The organism is Simiaoa sunii (assembly GCF_014337175.1).
Lineage (GTDB): Bacteria > Bacillota > Clostridia > Lachnospirales > Lachnospiraceae > Acetatifactor > Acetatifactor intestinalis.
Genome location: NZ_CP060633.1, coordinates 72,759 through 97,763 on the forward strand (window position 1 = coordinate 72,759; position 25,005 = coordinate 97,763).

Sequence of the window (25,005 nt, forward strand, 5' to 3'; positions counted from 1 at the left end):
CATTCCGGGCGAACCGCCCCTGATCTGAAACGAAATGCATAAACGAGGGAAAATGAATGAAGACCAAGAAAAAGAAAAGCAAAGGGGAAAGACAAAAAATACTGCATCAGAATCTGGTTGCATATTCTTTTCTGGCGCCGAGCCTGATCGGTGTAATCTGTTTTAGTCTGATCCCGCTGGTGATCTCCCTGTACGTAAGTCTGACGGACTGGAACTTCACACAGGGAATCGGAAACTGGAACTTCGTAGGACTGACCAACTTCAAGAATCTGTGGACAGATGAATGGTTTATCGCTTCTGTGAAAAATACCCTGCTCTTCACCATCGTCACGGTTCCCATCGGACTGTTTCTGGCGATCGTGATCGCGGTACTGATCGACGAGTTCTGTCACAAAAAGGTCGCAGGCGTGGTACGAGTGGCAATGTATATGCCGCACATCTGTAATATCGTAGCAATCTCCGTAGTGTGGATGGCTCTGTATTCCAAATACGGCCCCTTCACCCAGCTGATGAGAGCGCTGGGATGGCAGGATCCTCCCAGATTCCTCGCAAGCTATGAATGGGCACTGCCTTCGATCATGCTGGTAGTCATCTGGGCGAGTCTCGGATACCGTGTATTCATGTACAGTGCAGCAATCACAGGACTGCCGAGAGATCTGTACGAAGCGGCAGAGATCGACGGAGCGAATCCGATCCAGAAGTTCTTCAAGATCACCGTGCCTTTGCTGAAGCCGACCACATTTTTCCTGACGATCACCGGTATCATCTCCAGCTTCAAGGTATTCGGTTATACCAACGTCATGACGAAGGGTGGTCCCGGAAGCTCTACCTATACCCTGGTTTATTACATATATACCTCGGCATTCCAGTATTACAAGATGGGCTACAGCTCCGCAATCGCAGTGATTCTGTTTATCATGCTGCTGATCGTAACCATTATCCAGTGGGTACATAACAGTAAAGAAGAGAAAGGCTAGGGATGAAAATGAAGAAAGCACCTGTTTCTAAAAAAGTCACCACAGCGCTGATCACGATACTGATCGTGGCAGTGACTCTGGTCATGGTAATCCCCTTTGTCTGGATGCTCTCTGCTTCGTTCAAGACAGAAGCGGATGTTATGAAGATCCCCATTGAGTGGATACCGAAATATTTCTATATCGACAACTACAAAAAAGTATTAAGTATCGGAACCACAAGCTCGACCAACTATCACTTCCCGCTGGCGTATTTTAACTCCATCAAGGTGGCGGTGATCAGTACCGTCGTAGCGATCACTTCTGCAACACTGGCAGGTTACGCCTTTGCCAAGCTGAAGTTCAAGGGTTCCAATGTACTGTTCATCATCTATCTGGCGCAGATGATGGTACCTTCCCAGCTGACCCTGATCCCGAGATTCGTGATCTTCTCCCAGTTGGGCTGGATGAACACCCATCTGTCCCTGATCGTTCCGAAGATCATCGCAGTATCCTCTACTTTCATGCTGCGTCAGTCCTTCCTCGGAACGCCCGATGAGCTGCGGGAGGCGGCACGTATCGACGGCGCCGGTGAGTACCGTGCCTTTGCACAGGTTATGCTGCCACTAGTCAAGCCCGCCATCGCAGCGACCGCGACCGTACAGTTCCTCGATGCCTGGAACAGCTACCTTGATCCGCTGGTATTCATCTCCAACTGGAAAAAGTGGACGATTCCTTTGGCATTGAACCAGTTCGTAGGTTCCGAGGTAACCCAGTACAACCTGACTATGGCAGCGTGCTGTCTGGCAGTCGTTCCGGTATTCATCGTGTTCCTCTGCGGGCAGAGATTCTTCCTCAAGGGATTGTCCGTAGGTGCCGTAAAGGGATAAATGATAAACAGAACAGAAAATATATGAATATAAGTATGCAGGCAGGAGGGGAGAGTTCTCATCTCCTGCCTGCTTTGCAATCGGAGCAGTATTTTGATCCGGAAAAGGAGATTATTATGTCAGTACATAAGGAAGAACGGCATTATGAAGTCGTAGTCGTCGGCGGAGGAATGGCAGGTGTCTGTGCCGCCATCGCTTCTGCGAGAAAAGGCGTAAAAACAGCGATCGTGCAGAACCGCTCCATGTTCGGCGGTAACGCCAGTTCGGAGATCCGTATGCATATCGTTGGGGCAAACGCCCACGGATCCAAGAAAAATCTCGGAGAAACCGGCATTTTGCTGGAGATCTTATTGGAAAATAAGCGGCGCAATCCCTACGCATCGTTCCCGGTATTCGATTCCGTGATCTGGGAAAAGGTACATTTTCAGGAGAATCTGGACGCTTATCTGAACACTGATATGGACGATGTCATCATGGACGGTAAAAAAGTTGCTGCCATCATCGGACACCAGAACACCACGGAGACGGAATTTACGATCTACGGCGATATCTTCGTCGATGCCACCGGTCACGGCACACTGGCGACCATGGGCGGCGCCACCGGACGGATGGGCAGCGAGGGACGCGACGAGTTCCACGAGCCGGATGCACCCGAGGAGCCGAACGATGATACGATGGGCAATACGCTGATGTTCTCCGCTGTGGATCGCGGTGAGCCGGTGAAGTTCATCCGTCCCGACTGGGCATATCAATATACCGAGGAAGACCTGAAATACAGAGAGCACGGCAACAGCATCGGCTCCCATATGGAGGGCGGACAGCTGACGAAGTTCGAGGAGGGCAGCGGCAGACTGCCGCATTTCTCCAACGTGGACTCCGGTTACTGGTGGATCGAGCTGGGCGGACAGTATGACGACATCATCCGGGACGGCGAGGTCATCCGTGATGAGCTGTTGAAATGCGTCTACGGTGTCTGGGATCATCTGAAAAATGTCGGCGATCACGGGGTGGAGAATCTGGATCTCGACTGGGTCGGCATCGTGCCGGGCTATCGGGAGAGCCGACGGATCGAGGGCGATTATCTCCTGAATGAAAATGATGTACTGGAGAACCGTATTTTCCCGGATGCCGTCGCTTACGGCGGCTGGCAGATGGATCAGCACGTCCGGGGTGGTATCCGTGATCTGGACAAGATCCCCTCCCGGATCCTGAATTTCACCGGATGTTATACGATCCCCTGGAGATGCTATTATGCGAAGGAGCTGGAGAATGTCATGCTCGCCGGAAGAGATATCAGCACTTCTAAGATGGCATACGGCACGACGAGAGTCATGGGTACCTGCTCCATCGGCGGGCAGGCGGTCGGTACGGCAGCAGCCATGGCGGTAAAATACAGATGCACCCCGAGAGAGATCGGCGGACATATCACAGAGCTGCAGCAGGAGCTGCTCCGCGACGACTGCTATATCCCCGGCTTCCACAATGAGGATCCGATGGACTTTGCACGGTCGGCGAAGGTGACTGCCTCCGGATATACCGGGGACAATGTGCCGGAGAAGGTATTGAACGGCGTCGCTAGACCGGTCGGGGACGAGAGCAACTGCTGGGAAGCACCGATCGGGGAAGAGGGAGCGAGCATCTCTCTGGATTTCGGCAAAAAGTTGGTATTGCAGCAGGTGCAGCTGACCTTTGACACGAATCTCACGAAGGAGATCATGCCGTCCATGACGAGGAATGTCCGGAACCGTCAGGTGAAGGGACTGCCGGATGAGCTGGTCTGCGATTATGATATTCGCTTTTACAGAGAGGATAAAGAGGTACTCTGTAAGGAAATCCGTGGAAATTATCAGCGATTGAACCGTATCGATGTGGATAACGTGATCTGTGACCGGCTGACGGTGACGGTTCACAAAGCATACGGGATCGACCGGGCACGTATTTTGGAAATACGTACTTATTAGTGATATATTTACATTAAATTGGTACATATTACACGCCCAATTATTGACATTGATTTCCGGAATTCGATATACTGTAGGTAATGGAAACCAGTTAGAAACAGCGGCTACAGGCGCTATTTAAATGTTGACAGGGAGATATGGAATATGGCAGCACGATACTCAGAAATCGAAGAATATATTATGAACAAGATCCATACGGGAGAATGGCCGGTAGGCTATATGATCCCCAAGGAAGTAGAGCTCTGTGACCAGTTCGGCGTCAGCCGTTCCACAGTGCGTACTGCCATGCTGCGGCTCGTGCAGGAGGGGCATCTCAAGAGAGTGAAGCGGAAGGGAACGTTCGTGACGGCTCCCCGTGTTCTGGAGGATACCACGGTATTCATCGAGAGCTTTTTCAACGAGATGTTCCGCAGAGGGATCGAGGTCGAGACAGAGGTGCTGGAGTTCCGCTATATGGAGGCGACGGAGGAGTTGGCGGAGAAGTTCGGTGAGGACTGTACAAAAGTGATCAAGCTGAGCCGTCTCAGATATGCGAAGGATTCCTTTGACAAGGGACCGATCGTACTGACGACTTCCTATCTGCCGGAGGGAGATTCCTTCCTGTTCGACTATGATTTTACGAAGGCTTCCCTGACGACAGCTTTGAATGAGCACAAGAAGAACCGCTACAGTATGGAAAAGGAAATGACGGCACTGGCATTGGGTGGACGAGAGAGCCATCTCATGGGGATGAAAGAGGGCTCTCTGGCGATGCTGATCACCTCTATTACGAAGAATGACAAAGGTCAGGTGATCGATGTGACAGAGAGTATCTATCCCCTGGAGCGGAACAAGTTTGTATGGAAACTGAAGCTGTAGGGCATCAGATATAAGGAGTATTCTGATAACATGAAGGGTAAAATAATAAATATGGAGTGGGACTTCCGGGCAAACACGGGGAATCTGACACTTCGCGGCAGCGGAGCGATGGAGGACTGGGGTGAGTGGAAGGAACGACCCTGGGAGGCATTCCGGGAGGAGATTCGCAGTGTGACGATAGACAGCGGGATCACTGCGGTCGGCGATGGAGCTTTCCGTGACTGTACGGCACTGGAGGAGGTCGAGCTGGCGGATACCGTGGAACGGCTGGGCGTATTTGCATTCCGCGGGTGTACGGTGCTGCAGAAGATCACACTGCCCAGAGGGCTGTGGATGATCGGAGCGAAAGCGTTCCAGAGATGCACGGCATTGGAGCAGATATGGCTGCCGGCGAGCCTGCGCTACGTGGATATGCGGGCATTTGCCGGGGATGAGGCGCTGCACACGGTGGTGTATGAGGGTACACCGGCGCAGTGGGAACGGATCTATATTAGCATGACGGCATCGGACAACCGGTGTCTGCTGGGAGCGGAGAGAGAGTATCTCGGCGGCGGAATGGCGGCTGCGGCGAAATCCGTGGTCGATCGCTATGATCATTATGATCATTACGAAGAGATCGTTCATTGTGCGAAAAAAGCGCTGTCCTACGGCGGAGACGGCAATCTGTACCTGCTCACTCCCCAGCTGACAGAGCCGGGGATCCGGGCAAAATGCGGGGATTGCACACTGGTGATCTTCCCCAACGGCAGGACGATGATGATCGATGCCGGGTACATCGCGTGCAGCGGACATATCATCCGTCTGCTCGAGGATCTGGGGATCACGCATTTGGACTATTTCGTCCTGTCCCATGCACATGATGACCATGCGGGCGGTGCACTGGCGGTGGCAGAATATCTGTACGACCACGGCGGCAGCATAGATGCCTTTTACCGGTCTTCCTATGTGAAGTCCAGCAAGAGGGAGCCGGAATTCGAGGAATATCTGAAGCAGAAGGGAAGTCATATCTATTCGGAGGTTCTCGAGGGATATCAGTGGACGATCGGAGAGGTGCGGATCAACGCGTATTATCCGACGCAGGAGGAGTTGGATCGGTGTGATAACACGGACGAAGGCGTGAACGATGTGTCAATTCTGATGAAATTCATGTACGGCAACTCGTCCTATCTGACCAGCGGAGATCTCTGTATCGACAAAGAGGAGCTGTTGGCGGCGCGGTACGGCACCGCACTACGGGCGGATGTCATGAAGTCCAATCACCACGGCGTCTACACATCCAACGGAGAGACCTGGCTCCAGACTGTTGCACCCGGAGCGATCATCACCGATTCCGAGGACATCGGCAATCCCCTCCTCGTAGAGTATGCCGCCGGGAACGGCATCGATTACTACAGCGCAGGAGTGCATGGATTGATCCTCGTCCGGATGGACCGGCAGGGATATGATGTGATCTCACAATATCAGTAAGGAATAAGGATATAAAAAAGGCATCGACAGATTCGTCTGTCGGTGCTCTACTCAATTGAAAAAGTAACTTCCAGTTACTAAGGTTTTTATATTTTATAAAACAGAAATAAGTCATACAAACATGAAGATGGAAGATAGTCTTGTAAATAGATGATCTTCCTTTTCTTTTTTGTGTAATAATGGTAATCACTTCAGTAGTGTCAGGAGATGGCAGCAAGACTAAGGAGGATAAATACATGTCATCCTATAAATATAAGCATCTGACACTGGATGATCGCATTACCATACAGAAAGCTTTAAAAGAGGGGCAGACGTTCGTTGAAATAGGCGCTCTGATAGGCAAGGATCCATCAACTGTTTCTAAAGAAGTGAAAGCCCATCTTGATTATCGAAATACTGGTACGCGTTCCAGAGGCTATAATCCATGCAGACACAGAAAGAGATGCACTAAGCAGTATATCTGTGGCGAAGATAGCTGTGGGTTTATTAATCGGTTATGGCACGGAAAAACATACTGTTCTGAGTGTGCTTTGTGCATGGTCAATTGTCCTGATTTTGAAGAGGAAAAATGTTCAAGTCTAAAGAAAGCACCCTATGTTTGCAATTCATGTAAGCAGGTAAGTTCCTGTACTCTTGCCAAACAGTTCTATGATGCAAAGGAAGCTCATAAAACATACGAAAAGACACGTTCTGATTCCCGTAAGGGTATCGATATAACACCAGAAGAACTGGATCGGCTTGATGCCATCCTTTCGCCTCTTATCAAACAAGGCCAGTCGATTCATCAAATTTGTATGAACAATGCAGCAGAAATCATGGTAGATGAAAGGACCATTTATAACTACATAGATGCCGGCATACTTTCTGCTGGAAATATAGATCTTCCCAGAAAAGTGCGTTATAAAAAACGCAAATCCAAAAAGGTTGTACGTGTCGATAAGAAATGCCATATCGGGCGTACCTACGAAGATTTTGAAGCTTTTATGAAAGGACATCCTGATTTCAACGTGGTGGAAATGGATTCGGTAGAAGGCACCAGGGATTCCACAAAGGTGCTGCTTACAGTATTCTTTAGAAACTGTTCCCTTATGCTGGCATATCTTAGGGAAGCGAATACAGCCAAGTCGGTAACAGAAGCGGTGAACCATCTTTATGAGATACTTGGGCGGGAACAATTCTGTGAGATGTTCCAGGTCATCTTAGCAGATCGCGGAAGCGAATTTACGGATCCGTTGGCAATAGAGTTTGATGAGGATGGAAGACGCAGAACCTATGTGTTTTACTGTGATCCGCAACGTCCTGATCAAAAAGGAAGTATTGAAGTAACTCATGAATTCATCAGAAGGATTGTTCCTAAGAAAACATCATTTGCTTTTCTTACACAGGATAAAGTCAACCTGATGATGAGTCACATTAACTCCTATACAAGAAAGAAGCTGAATAATCGATCCGCACATCAACTATTCAGCTTCTTTTATGGCGCGGATACAGCCTCTAAGCTTAACCTGGAAGCTGTTCCTGCTAATGAAATCATACTAAAACCTGAACTGCTGAAGTAAAACTGCCAATGTCATCTCCTGATCATGTCACCCATATCCCAGAGGTGGAAGTTTCCCTTGCAAACATGCAAACGAAGCGACGACTTCTTATTTGCATACAGTAAAATATGACTTCAAGAGTATAGTAACATGCTAAAAAGCCCTATTTCAAGCGGTTTGTAATACTAAAGTCCACTCTTGCAATACTAATTTCCAGTTGGCACTGTTTTCGCAAGACTTATTTCTGTTTTCAAGGTGCTGATTCCGAAGTTAATCTTGCAAAAATAATTCAAACAGAAGTTACTTTTGCAAAACGGAAGTTAAATTTGCTATTTACCCAATTCGGAGGATTGTTCCTTTTTGATTGGAAAAAATGTATTAAATCATAAAATATTGGTCAGAAAAAATGTTGAATATACAATTGATTTGATCGAAAAAAATGTGGTAAACTATATTATGTAAGAAAGGAGGCCGCCAATGAAACGATTTGCCATGGAACAATTACAAAGCTGGAAAGAAAAGGGAAAAAGAAAACCCATGATTATTATGGGCGCAAGACAGGTGGGAAAAACATGGTTAATGAAGGAATTCGGAAGACAATTTTTCCCCAAAGTGGCATATGTATCCTTTTATAATAATAAGAGAATGAGCGATGTCTTTGAGATGGATTTTGACATTCAGAGAATTCTTATGAATCTTAATATCGAAACAGGGGTCACAATTACTCCCGGAGATACGTTGATCATTCTGGATGAAATTCAGGATGCACCGAGAGTCCTGGAATCTCTGAAGTATTTCTGCGAAGATGCACCGGAGTATCATGTTCTTGCAGCGGGGTCCCTGTTAGGAGTAGCGATTCATCAGGGAGTATCTTATCCGGTAGGCAAGGTGGAACTGTTGGATCTCTATCCTTTGAATTTTAGGGAATTTCTATGCGCCATGGGGGAAGAAGCTTTGTCTGGGGCATTGGACAGCAAGGACTTTTCCATTATAGACAACTTTTCGGATAAATACCTATTTTGGCTAAAAAATTATTATTATACCGGTGGAATGCCTGCAGTAGTTGACCTTTTTAGAGAGCAGAAGGACTATGCCGGTGTTCGGGAGTTACAAAAAGACATAGTACGTCAGTACCGGGGAGACTTTGGAAAACATATAGATGCCAAAGATCTTCCCAGAATTCGTATGGTATGGGAATCCATTCCGATACAGCTGGCAAAGGAAAATAAGAAGTTTTTCTTCGGACAGATAAAAAAAGGAGCCAGAAGTGCAGATTTTGAAATTGCGATACAGTGGCTCTTGGATTGCGGACTGATTTACAAGGTAAATCGTGTGAATGAGCCACATGTACCGCTGGCTGCATACAAAGAGATGAATGTATATAAACTGTTTGTACTGGATGTAGGACTGCTGGGGGCAATGAGTGATTTAGATGCCATGAGTATTCTGGAGGGCAATGATATTTTTGTTGAATTTAAAGGCGCATTGACGGAACAATACGTATTACAACAGATTATTTCGGATACAAAATATACACCTTATTATTACGGAACGGAAAAAGCAACCTTTGAACAGGATTTTATGATACAAATGGGAAAAGATGTTGTTCCCATCGAAGTAAAAGCAGAGACAAACCTGAAATCGCAGAGCCTGAAATGTTATTGTGAAAAATATCATCCGCAGACAGCTATCCGCTTTTCGGCAAAGAAATATATTGATCAGGGTTGGATGAAAAATGTACCGTTATATGCGGTGTGCACTTTGTAATGAATAGATAAAAGTACAGAGGAGAAAATATATATGCAGATCCATGATACAGCATTTATAGCGCCTGGAGCAGTGGTGCTTGGAGATGTGACGATCGGAGAAAATAGCGGAATCTGGTACAATGCGGTGGTCCGGGGCGACAGAGATTCTATCGTCATCGGCAAAGAGAGCAATATTCAGGACAATGCGGTAGTGCATCTGGGCAGTGGATATCCGGTGGAGATTGGAGATCATGTGACCATTGGACACGGTGCGATCGTCCACGGCTGTAAGATCGGCGACAATACCATGATCGGTATGGGAGCCATTCTGATGAATGGCTGTAAGATCGGGAAAAACTGCATCATCGGTGCCGGAGCACTGGTGACGCAGAATGTGGAGATCCCGGATAATTCCCTGGTCGTCGGTAATCCCGGGAAAGTAAAACGTGCTGTTACCGAAGAAGAGATCCGGTGGAATCTGGAAAATGCACGTATTTATGTAGAGGAAGCACAAGAAGAGAAAAGAGCACTGTCCTAGCGGAAGTGCTCTTTTGCAAACTCCATGTCCTGTACCAGTTCCAGCGTTCCCAGATATTGCTCCTGCTTATCCCGGACGGCATAATAAGTCACTAAGAAAGTCCGGCCGTCCTTGTCCATCCAGACCGGTACCTGGTCCAGATTCCCTGCACGGAATTCTCCGATAATGCGGCGAACCCGTTCTTCGATCTTAGGCGGGTGACAGGTGAAGACCTCCCGGCCCAATGCCATACCGGGACGCTTGAATACCTTGGGACCTTCGTTGAAGTAGCGATTGATATTATCGATATCTACGAAAGAGATCTCCAAAGGAATCGTATTCAACATGGCGGTCAGCTGCGACAGGGTCAGACTGCCGCTGGGGAGGTGGATTCTGGTCTCACTACCTGTAAAAGCGTGTTCCGCAGACATGGTGTCAGCCGTAGAGGCAGTGTCGGTCAGATGTGCTTCCGCAGCCTCCCAACTATCACCCCGGATACCGAAGCATTCCGCATAATCTTTGGCATCCCGGTAAATGTGATACCATTCCTCCTCCGAGAAATTCAGTGCGCAGTTGGGGAAGAGGATATTGGATTCCTTGTAGATCATTTCTTCCATGCGGGATAATACGGCTTTCAAACGTTGTTTCCATGCATCGGTTTCTTTTTGGTCTTTTTGTTTTGCAAGGGCATTCAGTTCATCCCGGATCTCATCATCCACTGTCCACATGACCGCAGAGGGACCGCTGATCCCATATTGCACCTTCAAATGTGGATAAAGTAAGTCTCCCTTTCTGGCATAGTGGATAGCGATCTGGCGCAGCTCGTCAAGCAGTTCATTGGTAATTCCATTATTTTCCAATGCCTGCCTCGCACGGGCAATCAGCTTTTCCAGTGCTGCATTTTCCAGCGTAAAAGTCTGCAGGGGATGCCCGGAGATCTGGATCAGGGCGGCAGCAGCGGAGAGCCGTTGGTCCTGTATGTCCTTAGCGTGCAATTTCTGGGCATCTGGAAAATGGGCTGTTGTTTTTTCGGCATTGGAAGTTTTTTCTTCTGTCGTGGAACCATGGAACAGGGCGGAATGCACATCACAGAGCCGCTGCAATTCTTCGATGGAAGTACCCTCCCGCAGCAGCTCCTGTTCGGCCTGCATAATTGCGGAAGGATCCACATCCTTACATTCCCGGACGAAATCCGCCTGGACATTTTCCAGAGCTTCGCCGTGATTCAAACGTTGTAAGTAAGACTTAATCTGATCTTTCATATAAAAATTCCTCCGGAACCAGTATGCCCCGGAGGAAAGTTTGTTATTCTTTTATTTTTATGATTAATCATCGTAGAGTGTTTTGATAAATTCGCAATCCACTACCAATACATAGAAAACCGAGCCATAATGTTCACTCTCCACGATACGCCCATAATCCAGAACCGTCTTATAAGTTCCATCTTTGACAGCAAGTCGGTATTTGACATAATCATTGTATCCGTTCATGCCGGATTCTATCTGCTGCCAGATGCTTTCTTCTACCTGTGTCAGATCTTCAGGATGCACCAGATTACGGAATTGATGTTTCGTAAAATGCATAAAATCATCCAGATCCGTACATCCTGTCAGCTGAAGCATTTCCTGATTAGCATACAGGATGCGTTCATCCTCCTTTTCGGCCCGGTAGATGAAAAAGGCACCCGGCAGGTTGTCAGAAATATCCGATAATGAAAAACCAAGCTGTGTCCGTTTCGAATTGTGGAAATCCGGCCGGTAGGCCAGAGCACCATGTTTTCCCTGTAATTTTACCTCATAGAGTGCAATGTCGGCATAACGGAGAATGTCAGAGACTTTTTCTGCGTTGGCGGGGTATTCCGCATAGCCCAGGGAAATGCTGTAATTGTGTTCGACGCCTTTGGCTGAAAAAGAGCGGGAAGTCTTGCTGAAAGCGTCTATCATTGGGGCAGCTTCTTCTGCACTGCAATCCTTCAGGATAATACAGAACTCATCACCGCCATTTCTGGCAATAATGGAATTATCCGGAAAAGCCTGCACTAAGGATTGTGAAAGCTGCAATAGAACCTGATCACCGATAGTATGACCATAGACATCATTGATAAATTTAAAATTATCCACGTCAAGTAATATACCGACACAGTTTTTCTGCTTGTTTCCCTCCAGATACTCCTCCAGCTGCAAATTAAATCCGTTACGATTTAAGAGACCGGTCATAGAATCCGTCAGAGAGAGTCTGCGAAATTTTTTGCGTTGCTCGTCAACGAGTAGTATAGATATCGTTAGAACCATCAGTAGTAGGATCACTGCAATGCCACATAATACTATCAGTTGTAAAAGTGTGCCATTCTTCCAGCCACCGGTGGGCATGATTTCCAGCCTCCAGTTACATCCACCCAGAGTAAAATCATAAGAGACGGGATCCATCAGAGTCTCCTCCGACTGGTCTACCACAGTATATTCATCGGTCAGAGGTGAGATGGTCTTCGATAGCCGGTATTGATAACCGAAATTGGTTAAGGCATCAGCGGAATGCTGAAAAATATCAGGAACCTTGATGATAACCATAGTCATGCCCCAAAAATAGGGAGTACCCTTCTCATCCTGTAAAAAAACTGGATTACGGATTGAAAGAACGTGTCCTCCTTGCTCCAGCTCAAAAGGACCATGTATGATAAGCGCATCATTGGCAATGCTGTATTTTACAGTCTCTCCGCGGTATTTGTCATGGATCAGGTCTATTTTACCTGCTTCGTTGCCTTCGGCGGGATAGATATCTGTTACGATGCCCCCGGGAGCCACTTGGATGCTCCGGACGTAATCTGCCATCATTCTGTCCGCAATGATATCAAATTTGTCGATTCTGCCGTCCGTACTGATCAGAATCTGCTCCAGTGTATCCGTGATATTGATACCGGCATTCAGATCTGCGATCATGTTATCACCGTAGGTTACAGCATTTAGTTCCGCAAGAGTGCGGATGTGCCTGGAGTCGTCCTGCTGTACCGCATGAGCGATCATATATAAGACAATACTGCCGATAAGAAGTATCCATAACGGCAGCAGCCATTTGGTATGAGAAAATTTAACTTTCTTCCGTGTCATAGTGCTATGCTTCCTTCGTATGTGTTGGCAAAATGATTTAAATTTAATTATAGCATTTTGACGTTTTTTTGTATAGACATGAGAAGATATTTCATCCCACTTTTATGCTCATATCGGGGCGGGTCATAAGTATTTTAGTATCATAAAAAAGTATAGAAATGTGGTACAATACCTAGGGAAAGATAATTAGTTACGAAAGAATATGTTAGGAAGCATGCATAAAAGATTATTGGGAATATCAGCTGGACAAGGAGAAGGGCAATAAGGTAATATATTATTGCATGCTGGAACGGAAAAGGAGGATTCCTCCGACGGAAGGAATCGTCTGCGGAATGGAGATTAGTATGGAATATATATCAGATGCACAGGCAAAACAGATGATCTTAGAGGTAGGCCGCAGAATGTATCAGGGCGGCTTTGTGGCAGCGAACGACGGGAATATCTCCTGTAAAGTCGGAGATAATGAGATCTGGGCAACACCAACGGGAGTTTCTAAGGGATTTATGACAGAGGATATGCTGGTGAAGCTGGATCTGGACGGGAATGTGTTGGAGGGAACGCACAAGCCTTCCAGTGAGATCAAGATGCACCTCAGAGTATTCAAAGAGAACCCGAAAGTACAAGGCGTGGTACATGCACATCCTCTGACGGCGACGGCGTTTGCCTGTGCGGGCATCAGTCTGGAAGAACCGGTGCTGATGGAAGGTGTGTTGTCACTGGGTTGTGTGCCGTTAGTGCATTTTGTCCTGCCGGGCACAGAGGAAGTGCCGGAAGCGGTAGCTCCCTATTGCCGGGAATACAATGCAGTACTGTTAGCAAACCATGGCGCGCTGACCTGGGGTGACAATCTCATGCAGGCTTATTACCGCATGGAGACCACGGAGTATTATGCGAAGATCCTGATGATGAACAACTTTATCTTAGGGAAGAAGACGTTGTTGTCCCAGGGACAGATCGACGATATTATCAAGATCCGTGCAGGATGGGGTATCACCACAGGCGGCAGACCCATCGGACCGGAGGGCGCGCAGAATCTGGAGGATATCTGTGTTTCAAAGAGACAGTAATGGCATAGTGGAGACGGTTGTCTTGCTTTCCAAGGGTGAGGTCGACTCGAAAAAGATTCGGGTTGAGTTCTCTTTGGAAGATATGGATATGTCCGAATTTCAGGATGGGGCAACCTACACCCAGATCAAGGACTATGTGCTGGAGCATAGTGGGTTAAAGGTATCCAACCTGTATATCTCATAAATTAAGCGGAAATGTGGGATTGGGGTCGGTAAGAACTATAATCTGCCGAAGTCCGAGGGCGCAAGAGGTTCGGTGGACCTCTGTTCTGCGCCGACCGGAGCGGGAGCGGAGACTGCCAGACAGCCACAGTGTCCGCCGGAAAAAGAGAAAGCAATCCGAGAAGCATTCAAATATTTTGGGATGATCTAACATCCCATAGAATGGAGGTTTCTAATGGATAGATTGATTTCTTGTGAGTTCAACATGGATAATGCCTGTGTGGAACTGAAATTCTTAGATGGCAGCATGATTGTCATTGATACCATCGCCGTGGAGAATGGGGTCGCCGACAATATGTATCAGCGGTCAGAATTGGACTATCTGATCTACAATGATCCGATTGGATATGCAGACTTGATATTGAACGGTGATCCCGAAATTATCTAAAAACTGTAACTGAATGTAAACCCTTAGATTAAAACTCAGCCCTCTGCCTTTTCATTGGCAGAGGACCGTTTTTTGCTTAACAGTTATTGAGCATCCCTTAATTGCTCTACAACGCTGCATTTCGCTGCGTTGTCATACATCATGCAAGGAATCAGCCACCCCAGCAGAAGAAATACCGGAATTGTCAGCAGGACAGGCAGAATGGTGAATCGATACTCAAAGAACCAGAACATACTGCCCAGCATTTTTCCCGCAAGAGGTCCCATCACCAGCGACAGCATAAAGGCCGCCGCTACGGAAGACATTGCGTAAAACAACCCCTCATAGATCAGCATGGTTTTGAGCTGCCGGTTCGTCATTCCTACAGCCTGAAGCACAGCAAATTCACGGCGGCGGGAAAGAATGCCGGTCATCATGGCGTTGAAGAAATTCAAGAGTCCCACCAGCCCGATGATAGCACAGAGGATACCACCGATCAGAAGGAACATCTGCCGGAACTGAGCAAACTCGGAGCGAGCCGTGGCCTTGCTTTCATACATCAAGGGCGAAAACTCACCGGCAGTGAGCTTCGATAGATATTGCTCTGCTTCGGCCTCGTCCGCTTCGTCTGCTGTGTCGAACAGGTAGAGCATCGGAATGGCCGCACCACCGCTGTCCCTCTGTGCGGTATCCACAGACAAAACTGCCTCATATCCAATACCACCATAACGATAACTCATGGAATACGGAAGCTCTACCAAGGCGCAGACCGTGTACTCTACATCTCTGGCTCCATACAGTTTTTCCTGAAAGTACTCCTCCGGTGTATCTTCGGTGCGGAGTTCCCCGGTGCGGCTGTCGATATATTTCACATCGTCCGCATAGGTGGCGGTGATCGTGTCTCCCACCTTGGGGTAGTATTCAGGATTGGGCAGATTACCGTAGTCATCTAAGGAAACCGCAATGGCAATAGCGTTATTGTTTGGCTCCAGCATAGGAGAAATATCTCCGTCGAACACTTGCAGCTTGTCAAACAGGCTGTTATCCAGAGCCTCGATTCTGGTATCTCCCATCACCATATCGCCCCGGTGCTCCATGCGGCTCATATGGCTGTCCAACTGCTCGGCGCTTTCGTACCTTGCATAGTCCTGCCGCAGAGCATCCTCCGTCATCCAAAGATATACGGGTTTTCGCACAGCATATCCCGTGCCGGAAAGACTGGACTTTGTGTTTGCTGCGATCTCTTCGATCTGTTCCGGCGTGATGAATTCATCTGCCGGGTTGTAACGGAAATAGTCGGGCGTGCTGACGATAAAATCGGCGCAGGTCATGAAGGATACATACTTCTCCATGCTGAAGCCGCCCACAAAGGCACACAGTGCATTGAACAGCGTCACCGACAGTGCCAGAGACACCACCACCAGCACCGTCTTTTTCTTGTTTCGTCCCAAATTGGCAAAGGCCATCTGATGGAGCTTGGCTCCCCGGGTGCTGCGCTGTTTTTTCTTGGTCTGCATTGCATCCGTATATTTGGTAGCCTCCACCGGAGAAACCCTGGCTGCCATTTTCCCGGGCTTGGAGCAGGACAAAAGCACCGTCAGCAGGGCAAACAGCACGGAGCCAACAAAGATCACAGGCGAAGTGCTGATGGTGGTGATGCCTGCATCCAACTGGGTGGAGCGCAAGACAACAGGCACCAGAACAGCGCCAATGCCATAGCCCAACAGCAGCCCCGCCGGAATGCCGATCAGACAAAGCAGAAGTGCCTGCTGGCGAATGATGCGTTTGAGCTGCCGGGGCGTTGTGCCAATGGTTTTCAGAAGCCCGTAAAACCGGATATCCCCCGCAACAGAGATCTGGAAAATGTTATAGATGATAAGATACCCGGTGAAAATCACCAGCAGCAAAAAAGCTGCTATGGCGATCACAAGTTCCGGATCGAGCTGCGACTCCAGCTGGGATGAGGTATATCCCCAGTTGACGCCGATTCGAACGCTGTTGGGATCGGTATAGCTGTCCCATGTGTAGCCGAGATCGGTATCCACCTGCTCCATCTGCCCTTGAATGTTTGTACTGGAAGCCATCATGACATTCAAATCGGTGCGGAAGGGCTGTAACCCTGTTTTCACTGCCTGCGCTTCGATGTCATCTGCGTAATCACGGCTGATGTTGATGTAGTGAACAGGCATTAGTTCATCATAGTCCCAATAGCCTACCAGCGTAAAGGTGTCCGTTACAGCAAAGGCGGTTTGATCCTTGTCCGTGATGGAATAGGAAACCGTGACCTCTGCGCCCAACTCCGGCGTCACACCAAGCAGCTGCAACGCTGCCGTATCCATGGCTACCTCTTTGCCGCTTTCGGGCATCCGTCCGATAGTAGGGGTTGCATAGCTCCATTTAGTGCAGTTGGCATCCATGTAGCTGATCTCTGCCGGTATTTTGGCAAAGACCCCCTCCGCAGTGATACCGATTACCTTCCGTACTCCCGTAGCCTTCACCTTTGGGTGGGCAGCGATGCGTTCCGCCTGCTCGGGGGAAACATCCTTAAAGGTGCCGTGTGCATAGCCGCCTACCTGCCGAAACTGGTAGGTTTCATAGCTGGCGTTCAACGACAAGACAATGGTGAACATGGACGTAAATAGCAGCGTTGTCAGCGCAATGGCAAAAATAGCGATCAGATTGCGGCGACGGTTCGCATAAAGAGATTTTAAGCTGAGTTTTCGAATACATTTTCTGTTTTTGACATTCATCGCAGCCACCTCCCGTTAGTTCTGGGAGACGATCCGACCATCTTCGATACGGATAATGCGGTCTGCCATCTGCGCAATTTCTTCGTTGTGAGTGATCATTACGATTGTCTGGGCGAACTTTTGACTGGTGACTTTCAAAAGGCTCAATACATCTTGGCTGGTTTTGGAATCCAGATTGCCGGTGGGTTCATCTGCCAGAATGATAGCGGGTGCTGCCGCCAGCGCACGGGCAATGGCTACCCGCTGCTGTTGACCGCCTGAGAGCTGATTGGGCAGCGCATCCAGACGATCATCCAGCCCAAGTGTCTGTACAATCTGCTGTACGAAATCCTTATTGACCTTGCCACCGTCCAGCTCAATGGGTAGAACAATATTTTCATACACATTCAGCACCGGAACAAGATTATATGCTTGGAACACAAAGCCGATTTTCCTGCGGCGGAAGATGGTCAGGGCTTCCTCCTTCAGGGAGAAAATATCCTGTCCGTCCACCATGACCGTGCCGCTTGTAGGGCGATCCAGCCCGCCCAGCATGTGCAGCAGCGTGGACTTGCCGGAGCCGGATGTGCCGACGATTGCAACAAATTCGCCCTTCTTTACACTTAAATCAACTCCATCCAACGCATGAACTGCGTTATTGCCGGAGCCATAAATCTTTTTCAGGTTTTTTGCCTGTAAAACTTCCATAAATGAGTACCTCCATGAAAAAATCTGTATGTATGAAAGGAAATGATCCTTTGATACATACAGATTATCGCATAGGAATCTTTCCACATTCTTTCCGGCGGAAAATGAAATCTAACAGTTTTGATAGAATTGTTGTTATTTCGGCAGAAATATGGAAAACGTACTTCCTTTTCCCGGAACGGAAGCAACCTTGATATAACCGCCCTCGCCGGATATGATCTGTCGAGCAAGGTATAAGCCGATGCCCACACCTTCTTGTTTCTGCACACTATTTGAGCGGTAAAAGCGAGCAAATATCTTCGCTTGCTCAGTTTCCGGTATGCCTGAACCGGTATCCGATATATCGATCCTTGCAAACATTTCATAGCTTACGGCAGAAATAGTAATGGTGCCATGCTCTGTATATTTGATGGCATTGTCTACGATATTCGCCAGCGCTTCCGCTGTCCATTTGAAGTCGAATACAGCAAAAGCATCGGTATCCTGCAGTCGCAAAGACAATCCTTTTTCAGAAGCCTTGGCGGCATATTGTTCTACTACGCTTTCAAGCAGCGGCTGTAGCGCTGCTTGCTGAGGGGTGAGTGAAATGATCCCATTTTCCAGTCTGGAAAGCTTTACGAGAGAATCGATCAAAAATCGCAGCTTTTCCGATTGTTTGTACAGCGCCTCCACATTTGCCTTCGCCGATACAGGCAGAGTTTCCTCCATCAAAAGCTCGCTGTATAACAGCAGGTTTGCAATCGGCGTTTTTGTCTGGTGGGAGATGTCCGCAATCAAGGACTTAATTCTGTCTTTCTCCTGTGCTACATTTCGAGAAGATGCTTCTGCTGCGGAAAGATAGTGTGCAAACTTTGTTTCCAAAGCAGACAGCCGGCTTTCATTAAAATTGGTTTCAGAAAAGGAGCCGGTCATGGCAGCGTCCAGCATCCTTTCGATTTCTTCCATCGTTTTTCTGGCCTTTCTCCGCTCCCATAATACAACAGCTATCGCCGCCAGAAAACATAGCAGTATGATCACAATACCGGTTTTATTCATCTTTTGTCACCCAGCTATAACCGATTCCATAGACGGTTTTAATGTATTTCTGTGCACCAAGCTTATCCCTCAGACGCTTGATCGTAACGGACAAAGCATTTTCATCCACATATTCTGCGCCATCTGTCCAGATCCGGTCTACAAGGTCTCCACGGGTCATGGTCCGACCACGGTTTTCAACAAGCAGACGCAGTAATTTTTGCTCTGTTTTGCTCAATTCCACTTTTGAATCTCCCACATAAAAGGTCATAGCCTCAAAGTCAAAGTGAAATAGATCCATATGGATCGGTGCATTTTTATGGTTTGACGCTTGCTTTCGCAGTTGGGTATTCACCCTTGCCCGCAAAACCGAAAGAGAAAAGGGCTTGGTAATGTAATCATCAGCGCCCCTCTCCAGTCCGTCTACGATGTCTAGATCGGTGTCATTGGCAGTCAGCAGAATAACAGGAACCCCGGGCATGTTTTCCTTGACCTCCCGGAGCAGCTCAAGCCCACTGCCATCCGGCAGATTGATATCCAACAGGATCAGGGATACACCGCCGCAAAGCAATTGCTCTCTTGCCGCTTTTAGATCATGACAGGATATAATCTGACGGTCATCTGCTTTCAGTGCTTTGCATAAGCCTTGATTCAAACCGATATCATCTTCAATAATCAATAATTGTTCCATGTATCTCACTCCCTCGTTATTCAAATGCCACCATCATTTCCTTGGGCAATTTTTCGTTCTCACAGTTCAGAAGATAGGCTATTGCTCTGATTGCAAATTTGTTTGTTTTCACTGTATCCCAGTCGGCAAGACGAACTATTTCTGCTGTGCTGCCCTCAAACATAACCGCCAGTTCTTCAAAGGTGGGGCGGCCTTTCCACGAGCCGACACGCCCGCAGGTCATGCAGATCGCCAGCCGCTTTTCAAGCAAGGTCGCAGTTGTATTTCTTTGCAAATTCACTGACCGCACCCTTGGCAGGATCATAGTCCATCAGCTTTTGGAGCATTTGCTCCCGGCAGGAGAGTTTTATATCTATAAATCGGTCTGTGTCGTACAAATCGCCGCCGTCCACACCGAGAAAGTCTTTGATGCGCTCTGCCACATAGGGAATGATGCCATCACCGTGCGGATTGACTTGGTGTTTTGGTATGTATCCGGTCATATTCCATATAAAATCCTTCAGCATAGCGCACCTCCCTTCTAAACAAATGCTTTCTGGATAGTAGCCTGATTTTAATTCTCAGATTGTGTTTCTTTTGCTTCTACTTTTACAATCATACATAGGCTTTGAACTGCATTAAAGAGACGGATGCAATCCATCTCGTCAATTTCAAAATCCGATCTTCCATGTAATAGCCAATGCCTATTTATCGTTTCAGGTTCATCGGCAGAGAAATCGCTTTTTTGATACAGATTTCGGATGAAGTTGTTATAAGAAATCCATACATGTTTTTGAATTGTACTTCCTGTTGACGGGAAGGTATCGACCTTCTTTTGACAAACCTTCATCATCCTTACATCTTGCTTGTCATCGCTAAATTCTGACAGAATACCCTCGATAACCGAGAGTAGCGATGTTGCACAAACAGCATACAATTTATTTTGAAATGCTTGCCAGCATTGGTCTGTGAGATTTTTCAGTCCTTCTTTAATGGGAGATGCTTTGATTCCGTTCACCATATCTTTGGTTTTCTGAAAATCTTCTATTGTAAAAAACCATTTCAAAAATGCATTGATATCATCCAATTTGTTTGTGTTTGCTATTGTTTTGACTGCGTAAATATTTAATTCTGCGGGTAAAGTCCACCCTTCTGTTGATAGCTTGCTCACAACAATATCTAATTCTTTATCAAATTCCTGTACACTTTCTTCAGCCTTCTTTGAAATAGCTTTTTGAATAACCTCCATTTGTTCTTTCGTTAATTCTAACATTCGTATAACCCTCCGAGTTTAAGTGTTCCTATAATTCAGGCTCTCATTTAGCAAAGCCGCCTGTCCCATCTCTTTTTCGTAATCACCTTTGGCATAGGCGACATTGCTCAGCGCTCGAAGCATTTTATCCTTTGCCAGCCTTTTCATAACCTCTGCAAGATCAGCGTCCAGAGTACCACGCTTCACATAGCGGTTTATGGTGTTCAGCCGTTTCTCATAAATCTGTTTCACCGGATGATCGTCCGCAAGCTCCCGTTGTTCTCTGCTTTTCAGGTTGCCGATCTGCCGACAGGTGCGGTGCAGCTTGTCCCCCGGTGCATAGCCGCCGCAGTATTTGGTGTGCCTTGCGTTGGTGGTCAGAAACCACTTTTCGCAGATTTTGCATTTCTTCGGTGCATGACCAACACACAGGCCCTCAAAGAGATCAGACCGGAACATCCCCACAAAGGATACATAGTGCATCCGCTTGACCAGCTTCGCAACTTTTTCGCCGGGACGGATGGTTGCCACATACTGAACAGAGTTATTTGCGACAGACATCCAGGCATTGCCCTCAGCGATGGAGAACTCCGGCGTGAAATAGCTGCCGAACATTCTGGCAAATCCCTCTGCGGTGCGGTCTGCTTCGTTGCAATCCGATTTTTCTGCAAAATCAAGCATGGCCGTTTGGTATTCCCCAAGGGAGTAGGCCAGATGCCCGCATACGGCGGTATAGCGCTGGAGCGTGATTGCTTCGGCATAGTTCTGGATTTCTTCAAATTGCAAAGAATTGGTTGCGGCTTTTGTGGCAAACTCCACATATTTCAGTGCATTGTCCGCAGTAAAGACCCTTTCTATCCGTTCTCTGTGCTTTGATATGTCCATATAAGAGAATGGCGGGGTTTCGCTGAGAATATCCAGCATCGCCAGAGTAGCTTCCCTTGCCATAGGACAGAGTGCACAAGCATCCTGTCCGGCGTTTAATGTTCCGAGCAGCAGATTGATTTTCTCGCATTGCTCGTTCGCCTTTGCAATGGTATCCGCAGGGACATTCAGTGCATCACAGGCAAGCGTACCGACAGGAAATGTTTTGCCCTCATATATGACCGTATCCTGCCAAAAATCCAAAGTCATCAATTCTTGGTTCATGCTTGCCCTCCTGTCCTGTTTTTTCATTTTTCTAATTATATCATGTAAATGTGAAGAAATCTACGTCCTCAGATAAGTTGTCCTGTCATTAGCCTGTTTTTTGAAAAATCCGGCATAACCATAGTAGAAAGCGTCAAACACCTGCCAATCACGGCGGGTGTTTCGTGTTTTCTGAATATTATGAACGGAGGTTTTTCTATGACAATTTATGAAACCATCAAGGCGGCAATCAGCGTAAAGCAAGCCGCCAAACACTACGGGCTGAATGTCAACCGCAACGGTATGGCTTGCTGTTCGTTCCACAACGACAGGCATCCGAGCTTGAAGCTGAATGAGGACTATTTTTTCTGCTTCAGCTGCGGAGCCAAGGGGGATGTAATCGACCTTGTGGCAAGGCTGTTCGATCTGAGCAGTTATGAAGCAGTGCAAAAACTGGCTGCGGACTTTGAGCTTGACCCGAAACCGCCCACTGCCGCAGCTATGGTCAAGCCGAAGCGTCCTTATATCCGTCAGTTCCGGGAGGATGAAATGTTGTTCAGTATGCTAAGAAAGCAAATGAAACGGGGAAGCTGTATGAAGAGGATCTTGCAGAAATAAAAAAGATGAATAATGAGCAAACAGAGCTTCTAAAAAAGGCACTTGAAGCAGTTATTCATCTATATGAGGAAGATTCAAAGAAGAGAAAGTGAATTGATAAAAAGCGTTAGCGTGGCTCTGCGGTTTATCCGCAGTTCGAGGGGATTGGGGCATTTTCCCCAACAAGCAAAAATGCGCCGGGTATATACCGGGGCACTGCTTGCCAAGTAGCGAAATTAGGAATGACAGAGAGGATAAGACAATGGAAAATGTAACTTTTGATTATAAGTTTTACAGGATACCTAAGAGATTTTTTAAGGAAGACATGTTCAGAGATATGACAAATGCAGCAAAAGTATTATATGGAATACTGCTGGATCGCAAGTGCTTGTCAGACTCCAATGGAGACGCATGGCGTGATGAATATGGAATTACCTATATCATTTTCACAATCGAAGAAATTATGAATCTGATGAACCTGGGGAATAAGAAGGTTAACAAAATGGTGAAGGAGCTGGAGGAGCATGGCTTGATTTACCGAAGACATCAGGGCTTGGGAAGACCGAATAAGATTTATGTTTATGATTTGCTCAAAGCAGATAATTCAAATTGGCTGCCAAAACAAATTATATTCGGAAAAGGGAGCAGCAATGAGAAAGAAGTATTATGAAGATGCAAAAGAGAATGCAGCTTTTGAGAGATGTGCAGATGTAATAACATCCCTGATTCTAAAATATGGACCGGCTTTAAAACGAAAATGGAATCTAGACGAGTGGATTAGGAATATTCAGGCAGAGAGTCTATGGAAAGACATAGCTTGCAAAAGATATCAGCGGTATTTTATTTGCATGATGAATATGAAAAGTCTTCCTGTATGACAAAATCAAATTGACTAATACTAATTAGCAATATATAATATAGACAAAACGAAAATGACATGAACGGAGGAACAATGAAGTGGAGAAGGTTATAACACTTGAGGAAGCATTAAAAAGAATTGAAGAATTAGAAAATGAAAACGCCGAGTTACGCGAAGAACTGGAATATTATAAAAATCGTAAATTAAGTGGAAGGCAGAAGCACAATGCAAAATGGATGGCAATCTACAATGATTTTGTTGATTGCTATGAGAACGGCATGGCTATGATAGAGATTGCAAAACGAAATAATGTCAGCGAGAGGACGATATACAGGTATAAGGCGTATTATGACAAGATGAGGAACACAAAGGAGAATGTGATAGAGTAATTTAGTTAATTAATAGTAAAAAACATATTGCTGGCGTCAGCAATATGTTCATAAGAGGAGGAAATTTGAATGGAAAAGAGAATAATTGAATTGTACAGAAGAAAATTTGATGATATCCGACATGAAGAGGATGGCATTGAGTATTGGTATGCACGAGAATTAATGACATTATTGGACTATATTCAATGGAGAAATTTCGAAAATGTTGTAAAAAAGGGAATGCTTTCTTGTAAAAATAACGGAATTAGTGTGGAAGACCATTTTGCTGGCGTCAGCAAAATGGTCACATTGGGAAGTGGAGCCAATAGAGAAGTTGAGGATTATATGCTTACCCGTTATGCATGTTATCTTATTGCTGAAAATGGAGATCCACGAAAGGAGCAGATAGCTTTTGCACAAAGCTATTTTGCGGTTCAGACTAGAAAACAGGAATTGATTGAAGAAAGAATTTCTTATATCGAAAGAACAGAGGCAAGAGGAAAATTAAGGGAATCGGAAAAAAGATTGTCTCAAAATATATATGAGCGTGGAGTAGATGATGCTGGATTTGGTCGGATTCGGTCTAAAGGAGATCAGGCTTTATTTGGTGGATTTACCACGAAACAGATGAAAGACCGTTTGGGAGTACAGGACAAAAGACCACTTGCGGATTTCCTGCCAACACTTACCATTGCCGCAAAAAATCTTGCAACTGAAATGACAAATTATAATGTTGAAGAAAAGGATCTGCAAGGAGAATCTGCAATCACTGTTGAACATGTGGAAAATAATACTTCTGTTAGGGACATGCTTGGACAAAGAGGAATTAAACCGGAAGATTTACCAGCATCGGAAGATATTAAGAAACTGGAACGCAGGGTAAAGCGAGAAGAGAAAAAGCTTGCAGAGCAGTCTGGAAAGTTGACAAATGAATAATACAGGAGTGTGAGACTATTGAAGAAGAAAACAAAGCATATAGTTACAATTG

General features: G+C 46.7%; 26 protein-coding genes. 16 read left to right on the forward strand and 10 right to left on the reverse strand.

Going from position 1 to position 25,005, the window contains the following annotated elements; translation table 11 throughout:
- Positions 1-56 precede the first annotated feature (56 nt).
- From H9Q77_RS00315 to H9Q77_RS00350, 8 genes are all read left to right on the forward strand, one after another.
- Positions 57-977 (forward strand): carbohydrate ABC transporter permease, encoded by a 921-nt coding sequence (locus tag H9Q77_RS00315; RefSeq protein WP_118545961.1) that lies wholly within the window; start codon positions 57-59, stop codon positions 975-977.
- Between the two features lie 2 nt (positions 978-979).
- Positions 980-1,843: a carbohydrate ABC transporter permease gene (locus H9Q77_RS00320; protein ID WP_249326313.1), complete on the forward strand. Its 864-nt coding sequence runs from the start codon at positions 980-982 to the stop codon at positions 1,841-1,843.
- 116 nt (positions 1,844-1,959) lie between these two features.
- Positions 1,960-3,804 (forward strand): FAD-dependent oxidoreductase, encoded by a 1,845-nt coding sequence (locus H9Q77_RS00325; protein WP_118546002.1) that lies wholly within the window; start codon positions 1,960-1,962, stop codon positions 3,802-3,804.
- Between the two features lie 144 nt (positions 3,805-3,948).
- Complete coding sequence (locus tag H9Q77_RS00330) at positions 3,949-4,662, forward strand: GntR family transcriptional regulator (protein WP_118545959.1); 714 nt, start codon at positions 3,949-3,951, stop codon at positions 4,660-4,662.
- A gap of 30 nt (positions 4,663-4,692) precedes the next feature.
- The gene (locus H9Q77_RS00335; protein ID WP_118545957.1) at positions 4,693-6,129 is read left to right on the forward strand and encodes a leucine-rich repeat protein; all 1,437 of its coding nucleotides are present in this window, start codon (positions 4,693-4,695) and stop codon (positions 6,127-6,129) included.
- Between the two features lie 236 nt (positions 6,130-6,365).
- A complete protein-coding gene (locus H9Q77_RS00340; protein WP_249326143.1) occupies positions 6,366-7,688 on the forward strand; it encodes an IS30 family transposase in 1,323 nt (440 codons plus the stop codon).
- Between the two features lie 456 nt (positions 7,689-8,144).
- The gene (locus tag H9Q77_RS00345; RefSeq protein ID WP_118545953.1) at positions 8,145-9,434 is read left to right on the forward strand and encodes an ATP-binding protein; all 1,290 of its coding nucleotides are present in this window, start codon (positions 8,145-8,147) and stop codon (positions 9,432-9,434) included.
- A 33-nt stretch (positions 9,435-9,467) separates the two neighbouring features.
- Positions 9,468-9,953, forward strand: coding sequence for a gamma carbonic anhydrase family protein (locus H9Q77_RS00350; protein WP_118545951.1), 486 nt, complete (start codon positions 9,468-9,470; stop codon positions 9,951-9,953).
- On the opposite strand, the gene H9Q77_RS00355 is transcribed toward H9Q77_RS00350, so the two are convergent.
- Complete coding sequence (locus H9Q77_RS00355) at positions 9,950-11,194, reverse strand: DUF438 domain-containing protein (RefSeq protein ID WP_118545949.1); 1,245 nt, start codon at positions 11,192-11,194, stop codon at positions 9,950-9,952. The two genes, H9Q77_RS00350 and H9Q77_RS00355, sit on opposite strands and share 4 nt — an antisense overlap.
- A 63-nt stretch (positions 11,195-11,257) precedes the next feature.
- Entirely contained in the window at positions 11,258-13,036 is a 1,779-nt protein-coding gene (locus H9Q77_RS00360) for a sensor domain-containing diguanylate cyclase (RefSeq protein WP_118545947.1), read from the reverse strand.
- A gap of 344 nt (positions 13,037-13,380) precedes the next feature.
- On the opposite strand from H9Q77_RS00360, the gene H9Q77_RS00365 reads away from it, so the two are divergent.
- The 3 genes from H9Q77_RS00365 to H9Q77_RS00375 all read left to right on the forward strand — a co-directional run bounded on the left by H9Q77_RS00365 (position 13,381) and on the right by H9Q77_RS00375 (position 14,713).
- Positions 13,381-14,103: a class II aldolase/adducin family protein gene (locus H9Q77_RS00365; RefSeq protein WP_249326314.1), complete on the forward strand. Its 723-nt coding sequence runs from the start codon at positions 13,381-13,383 to the stop codon at positions 14,101-14,103.
- Complete coding sequence (locus tag H9Q77_RS16685; protein ID WP_330595996.1) at positions 14,084-14,287, forward strand: hypothetical protein; 204 nt, start codon at positions 14,084-14,086, stop codon at positions 14,285-14,287. Before H9Q77_RS00365 ends, H9Q77_RS16685 begins: the two co-directional genes overlap by 20 nt.
- 213 nt (positions 14,288-14,500) lie before the next feature.
- Positions 14,501-14,713, forward strand: coding sequence for a DUF6061 family protein (locus H9Q77_RS00375; protein ID WP_330595997.1), 213 nt, complete (start codon positions 14,501-14,503; stop codon positions 14,711-14,713).
- Positions 14,714-14,796: 83 nt separating this feature from the next.
- On the opposite strand, the gene H9Q77_RS00380 is transcribed toward H9Q77_RS00375, so the two are convergent.
- The 8 genes from H9Q77_RS00380 to H9Q77_RS00415 form a co-directional block, all read right to left on the reverse strand.
- Positions 14,797-17,442: an ABC transporter permease gene (locus H9Q77_RS00380; protein ID WP_118545945.1), complete on the reverse strand. Its 2,646-nt coding sequence runs from the start codon at positions 17,440-17,442 to the stop codon at positions 14,797-14,799.
- Between the two features lie 15 nt (positions 17,443-17,457).
- On the reverse strand, positions 17,458-18,129 hold the full coding sequence (locus H9Q77_RS00385) for an ABC transporter ATP-binding protein (RefSeq protein WP_006858253.1): 672 nt from the start codon (positions 18,127-18,129) through the stop codon (positions 17,458-17,460).
- 135 nt (positions 18,130-18,264) lie between these two features.
- Positions 18,265-19,164: a sensor histidine kinase gene (locus tag H9Q77_RS00390; protein WP_118545943.1), complete on the reverse strand. Its 900-nt coding sequence runs from the start codon at positions 19,162-19,164 to the stop codon at positions 18,265-18,267.
- The gene (locus H9Q77_RS00395; RefSeq protein ID WP_117465318.1) at positions 19,157-19,834 is read right to left on the reverse strand and encodes a response regulator transcription factor; all 678 of its coding nucleotides are present in this window, start codon (positions 19,832-19,834) and stop codon (positions 19,157-19,159) included. Before H9Q77_RS00395 ends, H9Q77_RS00390 begins: the two co-directional genes overlap by 8 nt.
- A gap of 16 nt (positions 19,835-19,850) precedes the next feature.
- Positions 19,851-20,108, reverse strand: a complete 258-nt coding sequence (locus H9Q77_RS00400; RefSeq protein WP_249326315.1) for a hypothetical protein — start codon at positions 20,106-20,108, stop codon at positions 19,851-19,853.
- Positions 20,077-20,340, reverse strand: coding sequence for a hypothetical protein (locus H9Q77_RS00405; RefSeq protein ID WP_249326316.1), 264 nt, complete (start codon positions 20,338-20,340; stop codon positions 20,077-20,079). The genes H9Q77_RS00400 and H9Q77_RS00405 overlap by 32 nt, the downstream gene beginning before the upstream one ends.
- A gap of 47 nt (positions 20,341-20,387) precedes the next feature.
- A complete protein-coding gene (locus tag H9Q77_RS00410; protein ID WP_117465204.1) occupies positions 20,388-21,086 on the reverse strand; it encodes a hypothetical protein in 699 nt (232 codons plus the stop codon).
- 18 nt (positions 21,087-21,104) lie between these two features.
- Positions 21,105-22,214: a DUF6076 domain-containing protein gene (locus tag H9Q77_RS00415; RefSeq protein WP_117465205.1), complete on the reverse strand. Its 1,110-nt coding sequence runs from the start codon at positions 22,212-22,214 to the stop codon at positions 21,105-21,107.
- A 198-nt stretch (positions 22,215-22,412) separates the two neighbouring features.
- On the opposite strand from H9Q77_RS00415, the gene H9Q77_RS00420 reads away from it, so the two are divergent.
- From H9Q77_RS00420 to dinD, 5 genes are all read left to right on the forward strand, one after another.
- Positions 22,413-22,811, forward strand: coding sequence for a CHC2 zinc finger domain-containing protein (locus tag H9Q77_RS00420; RefSeq protein WP_330595998.1), 399 nt, complete (start codon positions 22,413-22,415; stop codon positions 22,809-22,811).
- 241 nt (positions 22,812-23,052) lie between these two features.
- On the forward strand, positions 23,053-23,460 hold the full coding sequence (locus tag H9Q77_RS00425) for a replication initiator protein A (RefSeq protein ID WP_118538941.1): 408 nt from the start codon (positions 23,053-23,055) through the stop codon (positions 23,458-23,460).
- Positions 23,441-23,668, forward strand: coding sequence for a hypothetical protein (locus tag H9Q77_RS00430; RefSeq protein WP_109257873.1), 228 nt, complete (start codon positions 23,441-23,443; stop codon positions 23,666-23,668). The genes H9Q77_RS00425 and H9Q77_RS00430 overlap by 20 nt, the downstream gene beginning before the upstream one ends.
- Positions 23,669-23,747: 79 nt before the next feature.
- Complete coding sequence (locus H9Q77_RS00435) at positions 23,748-24,038, forward strand: helix-turn-helix domain-containing protein (protein WP_109257874.1); 291 nt, start codon at positions 23,748-23,750, stop codon at positions 24,036-24,038.
- Positions 24,039-24,107: 69 nt separating this feature from the next.
- Complete coding sequence (gene dinD / locus H9Q77_RS00440) at positions 24,108-24,953, forward strand: DNA damage-inducible protein D (protein WP_118545941.1); 846 nt, start codon at positions 24,108-24,110, stop codon at positions 24,951-24,953.
- The last annotated feature ends 52 nt before the right edge of the window (positions 24,954-25,005 follow it).

Excerpts from the sequence above, each read along its gene's own strand:
- H9Q77_RS00415 (WP_117465205.1), bottom strand. The coding sequence starts at position 22,214 with ATGAACCAAGAATTGATGACTTTGGATTTTTGGCAGGATACGGTCATA.
- H9Q77_RS00320 (WP_249326313.1), top strand. The coding sequence starts at position 980 with ATGAAAATGAAGAAAGCACCTGTTTCTAAAAAAGTCACCACAGCGCTG.
- H9Q77_RS00325 (WP_118546002.1), top strand. The coding sequence starts at position 1,960 with ATGTCAGTACATAAGGAAGAACGGCATTATGAAGTCGTAGTCGTCGGC.
- H9Q77_RS00420 (WP_330595998.1), top strand. The coding sequence starts at position 22,413 with ATGACAATTTATGAAACCATCAAGGCGGCAATCAGCGTAAAGCAAGCC.
- H9Q77_RS00430 (WP_109257873.1), top strand. The coding sequence starts at position 23,441 with ATGAGAAAGAAGTATTATGAAGATGCAAAAGAGAATGCAGCTTTTGAG.
- H9Q77_RS00315 (WP_118545961.1), top strand. The coding sequence starts at position 57 with ATGAAGACCAAGAAAAAGAAAAGCAAAGGGGAAAGACAAAAAATACTG.
- H9Q77_RS00405 (WP_249326316.1), bottom strand. The coding sequence starts at position 20,340 with ATGCTGAAGGATTTTATATGGAATATGACCGGATACATACCAAAACAC.
- H9Q77_RS00355 (WP_118545949.1), bottom strand. The coding sequence starts at position 11,194 with ATGAAAGATCAGATTAAGTCTTACTTACAACGTTTGAATCACGGCGAA.
- H9Q77_RS00330 (WP_118545959.1), top strand. The coding sequence starts at position 3,949 with ATGGCAGCACGATACTCAGAAATCGAAGAATATATTATGAACAAGATC.
- H9Q77_RS00425 (WP_118538941.1), top strand. The coding sequence starts at position 23,053 with ATGGAAAATGTAACTTTTGATTATAAGTTTTACAGGATACCTAAGAGA.
- H9Q77_RS00335 (WP_118545957.1), top strand. The coding sequence starts at position 4,693 with ATGAAGGGTAAAATAATAAATATGGAGTGGGACTTCCGGGCAAACACG.
- H9Q77_RS00390 (WP_118545943.1), bottom strand. The coding sequence starts at position 19,164 with ATGAATAAAACCGGTATTGTGATCATACTGCTATGTTTTCTGGCGGCG.
- H9Q77_RS00365 (WP_249326314.1), top strand. The coding sequence starts at position 13,381 with ATGGAATATATATCAGATGCACAGGCAAAACAGATGATCTTAGAGGTA.
- H9Q77_RS00395 (WP_117465318.1), bottom strand. The coding sequence starts at position 19,834 with ATGGAACAATTATTGATTATTGAAGATGATATCGGTTTGAATCAAGGC.
- H9Q77_RS00385 (WP_006858253.1), bottom strand. The coding sequence starts at position 18,129 with ATGGAAGTTTTACAGGCAAAAAACCTGAAAAAGATTTATGGCTCCGGC.
- dinD (WP_118545941.1), top strand. The coding sequence starts at position 24,108 with ATGGAAAAGAGAATAATTGAATTGTACAGAAGAAAATTTGATGATATC.
- H9Q77_RS00380 (WP_118545945.1), bottom strand. The coding sequence starts at position 17,442 with ATGAATGTCAAAAACAGAAAATGTATTCGAAAACTCAGCTTAAAATCT.
- H9Q77_RS00340 (WP_249326143.1), top strand. The coding sequence starts at position 6,366 with ATGTCATCCTATAAATATAAGCATCTGACACTGGATGATCGCATTACC.
- H9Q77_RS00345 (WP_118545953.1), top strand. The coding sequence starts at position 8,145 with ATGAAACGATTTGCCATGGAACAATTACAAAGCTGGAAAGAAAAGGGA.
- H9Q77_RS00375 (WP_330595997.1), top strand. The coding sequence starts at position 14,501 with ATGGATAGATTGATTTCTTGTGAGTTCAACATGGATAATGCCTGTGTG.
- H9Q77_RS00360 (WP_118545947.1), bottom strand. The coding sequence starts at position 13,036 with ATGACACGGAAGAAAGTTAAATTTTCTCATACCAAATGGCTGCTGCCG.
- H9Q77_RS00350 (WP_118545951.1), top strand. The coding sequence starts at position 9,468 with ATGCAGATCCATGATACAGCATTTATAGCGCCTGGAGCAGTGGTGCTT.
- H9Q77_RS00410 (WP_117465204.1), bottom strand. The coding sequence starts at position 21,086 with ATGTTAGAATTAACGAAAGAACAAATGGAGGTTATTCAAAAAGCTATT.